Genomic DNA, 3655 nt, shown 5'->3' on the forward strand with positions numbered 1-3655 from the left:
GGCCGACCTCGACCTCGTCGAGGTCGCGGCCACGGCTCGACCGCCCGTGTGCAAGCTCATGGACTACGGCAAATTCAAGTACGAGTCCGCGATGAAGGCGCGCGAGGCGCGCAAGAATCAAGCGCACACGATCATCAAGGAGATCAAACTCCGGCCGAAGATCGACCCGCACGACTACGAGACCAAGAAGGGTCACGTGGTGCGGTTCCTCAAGGCGGGGGACAAGGTCAAAGTCACGATCATGTTCCGCGGTCGCGAGCAGTCCCGTCCGGAGCTCGGGTTCCGGTTGCTGCAGCGGCTGGCGGACGACGTCCAGGAGCTCGGCTTCGTCGAGTCCCACGCCAAGCAGGACGGCCGTAACATGATCATGGTGATCGGTCCGCACAAGAAGAAGGCCGAGGCCAAGGCCGAAAAGGCCGCAGCCAAGGCCCAGCGCGGCAGCGAGGAGCCTTCCGTACCGGAGTCTTCCGTACAGGAAGCGTGACCCGCGGTTGGGGTTAGCCTTGACGGCGCACCCCCGAACAGCAGCCGCCAGCCAGAACTGAGACGCCGCGACCGGGTCGGCCAGCACCGGCCCGGCCACCGGCACGGACGAATTGAGGAGAGACGGCGAATGCCGAAGATGAAGACGCACAGCGGTGCGAAGAAGCGGTTCCGGGTCACCGGCACCGGCAAGATCAAGCGTCGCCGTGCCAACCGCGCGCACTACAACGAGTGGAAGTCGTCCACGCTGACGCGCCGTCTCAAGAACGAAGTCGTCCTTTCCGACGCCGATTCCAAGAAGATCAAGAAGCTGCTCGCCAAGTAGCGCGACCCCCGGGGAGATAGAACATGGCACGCGTGAAGCGGGCGCTCAACGCCAAGAAGAAGCGCAAGGTCGTCCTCGAGCGGGCTTCCGGTTACCGTGGCCAGCGGTCACGTCTGTACCGCAAGGCCAAGGAGCAGATGCTCCACTCGATGACGTACGCCTACCGGGACCGCAAGGACCGTAAGGGCGCGTTCCGCCGTCTCTGGATCCAGCGGATCAACGCCGCTGCCCGCCAGAACGGCATGACGTACAACCGCCTGATCCAGGGTCTGCGCCTGGCCGGCATCGAGGTCGACCGCAAGATCCTCGCCGACCTCGCGGTGAACGACAGCCAGACCTTCGCCACGCTCGTCGAGGCCGCCAAGAAGGCGCTGCCGGCGAACGTGAACGCCCCGGCCGCGAGCTGAGGCGACGCTAGGCTCGTTTTCCGCACGCCACCGCGATCGGCCCGCCGTTCCTCGCCACCGCCGTACTCCGGCGGAGGCGACCTGGGGGAGGGCCACGGCAGAGCACGTGCGGAAGACGAGGCCAGGAGGAGGGCCCACCCGAAGGTGGGCCCTTTGTTTTGCGCGGGTTGCCTCGTGCGGGTTGCCTTGTGCGGGGTCGCTTCGTGCGGGAGCAGGAGAGAGCATGGCCGGGTCCGAGCTGACCAACGTCAAGTCACCGCGCGTGAAGGCCGCCAGGAGGCTCGCCAAGCGCGCCTTCAGGGAGCAGGACCGCAAGTTCCTGGCCGAGGGCCCGCAGGCCGTCCGCGAGGCGCTCAGGCTCGACGGGGTGACGCTGGAGCTGTTCGCCACGGCCGAGGCCGAGCTGCGGCACCCCGAGCTGGTCACCCAGGCGGCGCTCCAAGGCGTCCCGGTGCACCGGGCAAGCGGCGAGGTCATGGCCGAGCTGTCCGGCACCGTCACCCCGCAGGGGCTGCTGGCCGTCTGCGGGCTGGTGCACGTCCCGCTGGAGCAGGCCCTGTCCGGCGACCCGCGCCTGGTCGCTGTGCTCGCGCACGTGCGCGACCCCGGCAACGCCGGCACCGTCATGCGGGCCGCCGACGCCGCCGGCGCCGACGCGGTGGTGCTCACCGACGCCTCCGTCGACCCGTACAACGGCAAGTGCGTACGCGCCAGCGCGGGCAGCCTGTTCCACCTGCCCGTCGCCATCGGTACACCGGTGGCCGGAGCCGTGCGTCAACTCAGGGAGCGCGGACTGCGCGTGCTGGCGGCCGACGGTACGGGCAAGCACACGCTCGACGACGTCGACCTGTCGGGCCCAACCGCCTGGATCTTCGGAAACGAGGCATGGGGCCTGCCCGAGGAGGTTCTCGCCGAAGCGGACGATGTGGTCAGAGTGCCCATCTATGGACAGGCCGAGAGTCTCAACCTGGCCACCGCGGCCGCGGTGTGCCTTTACAGCTCGGCAAGGGCCCAGCGAGTCCCCTAGCCGGCTGGAAACCCGCTATTGTCGGCCTTGTAGGCGGAGGAGGCGAGGTCGTGCACGGCGCAGACACCGATGGGCGAGTGGTGGCGTCCGCGTGCACGATAGCCATCGACGACCTGCCCGACGGCCTCATCGTGACCGACAGGTTCGGGCGCGTGCTGGCCGTCAACCGGGCCGCCGCCCGGCTCACCGGCGTGAGCCTGGAACGCGCGGTCGGCAAGGACATGAACGAGGTCTTCCCCTTCCGCGACCACGACGGCCGCGAGTGGTGGAAGGCCCTCGACCCCGAGGGCGGGCTGCGCACCCGCAGCAGGGTGCCCGAGCGCCCGCTGCACATGCCCGGCGGCCAGGAGCTCTACGTGGCCGCCAGGTTCACCCGCGAGCCCGAGCGCTGCGGCGACGTCGAGCGGGTGACGATCACCCTGCGCGACGGCGGCGCCCGCGCCCGGCTGGAGCGCAGCCGCGCCGACCTGGTCTCCACGGTCGCCCACGAGCTGCGCTCGCCGCTGACCAGCGTCAAGGGCTTCACCGCGACCCTGCTGGCCAAGTGGACCCGCTTCACCGACGAGCAGAAGCGCGTCATGCTGGAGACCGTCAACAACGACGCCGACCGCGTGACCAGGCTCATCACCGAGCTGCTCGACGTCTCACGGATCGAGTCCGGGCGCCTTGAGCTGCACCGCCAGGTCGTCGACGTGCCCGCCAGGACCCGCCGCATCATGGCCGGCCGCGTCGCGGCGGGCGAGGCCGAGGACCGCTTCCGGCTCGTCGTCGGCGACGACCTGCCCGAGATGTGGCTCGACCAGGACAAGATCGACCAGATCCTCGGCAACCTGATGGAAAACGCGGTGCGCCACGGGCGTGGCACCGTCACAATCGACATCGAGTCCGTCGGATGGGGGATCGCCGTGTCGGTGCGCGACCAGGGTGAGGGCATCGAGCCCGAGCTGGCTCCGCGCGTCTTCCGGCAGTTCTGGCGGGGCAACAGCCGCAGGCGCGGCGGCACCGGGCTCGGGCTGTTCATCGTGAAGGGCCTGGTCGAGGCGCACGGCGGCACGATCACCGTGCAGCGCGCGCCCGAGGGCGGGGCGGAGTTCCGATTTACCGTGCCCACCGGGACGCCAGACTTCGCGTAAGAGCACCGGTGGGCTGCTCCACTAGACTCTGTCACGCTCAAGCCCTGATTACGGAGCCCACTCTTGTCTGACTACGACCCCGTCGAGGTCACACCGTTGCACGCCGACGAGGTGTCCCGCATGGAGGCCGACGCCCTGGAGGCGATCAAGGCGGCCGCCGACCTCGACGCACTCAAGCAGGCGCGGCTGGCGCACGCGGGCGACCGCTCGCCCATCGCGCTGGCCAACCGCGAGATCGGCGCCCTGCCGCCGGCCGCCCCCCCCGCGGGCGGGGAGCGGG

Annotated in this window: 5 protein-coding genes and 1 pseudogene; all 6 read left to right on the forward strand. The window is 69.7% G+C overall.

Annotated features, from left to right (window positions below):
- On the forward strand, positions 1 to 484 hold a 484-nt coding region (gene infC, locus KME77_RS08375; RefSeq protein WP_219463655.1), incomplete at its 5' end, for a translation initiation factor IF-3.
- 129 nt (positions 485 to 613) lie between these two features.
- Entirely contained in the window at positions 614 to 808 is a 195-nt protein-coding gene (gene rpmI, locus KME77_RS08380; RefSeq protein ID WP_090761693.1) for a 50S ribosomal protein L35, read from the forward strand.
- Positions 809 to 831: 23 nt separating this feature from the next.
- Entirely contained in the window at positions 832 to 1215 is a 384-nt protein-coding gene (gene rplT / locus KME77_RS08385) for a 50S ribosomal protein L20 (RefSeq protein ID WP_219463658.1), read from the forward strand.
- 223 nt (positions 1216 to 1438) lie between these two features.
- A complete protein-coding gene (locus KME77_RS08390; RefSeq protein ID WP_219463661.1) occupies positions 1439 to 2242 on the forward strand; it encodes a TrmH family RNA methyltransferase in 804 nt (267 codons plus the stop codon).
- Positions 2243 to 2292: 50 nt separating this feature from the next.
- Positions 2293 to 3375, forward strand: coding sequence for a sensor histidine kinase (locus tag KME77_RS08395; protein ID WP_308250616.1), 1083 nt, complete (start codon positions 2293 to 2295; stop codon positions 3373 to 3375).
- A 120-nt stretch (positions 3376 to 3495) separates the two neighbouring features.
- A pseudogene (locus KME77_RS08400) lies at positions 3496 to 3655 on the forward strand (phenylalanine--tRNA ligase subunit alpha); the annotation flags it as partial.

It is taken from the genome of Nonomuraea rhizosphaerae, assembly GCF_019396405.1.
In the GTDB taxonomy this organism is placed as follows: domain Bacteria; phylum Actinomycetota; class Actinomycetes; order Streptosporangiales; family Streptosporangiaceae; genus Nonomuraea; species Nonomuraea rhizosphaerae.

Excerpts from the sequence above, each read along its gene's own strand:
- rpmI (WP_090761693.1), top strand. The coding sequence starts at position 614 with ATGCCGAAGATGAAGACGCACAGCGGTGCGAAGAAGCGGTTCCGGGTC.
- rplT (WP_219463658.1), top strand. The coding sequence starts at position 832 with ATGGCACGCGTGAAGCGGGCGCTCAACGCCAAGAAGAAGCGCAAGGTC.
- KME77_RS08390 (WP_219463661.1), top strand. The coding sequence starts at position 1,439 with ATGGCCGGGTCCGAGCTGACCAACGTCAAGTCACCGCGCGTGAAGGCC.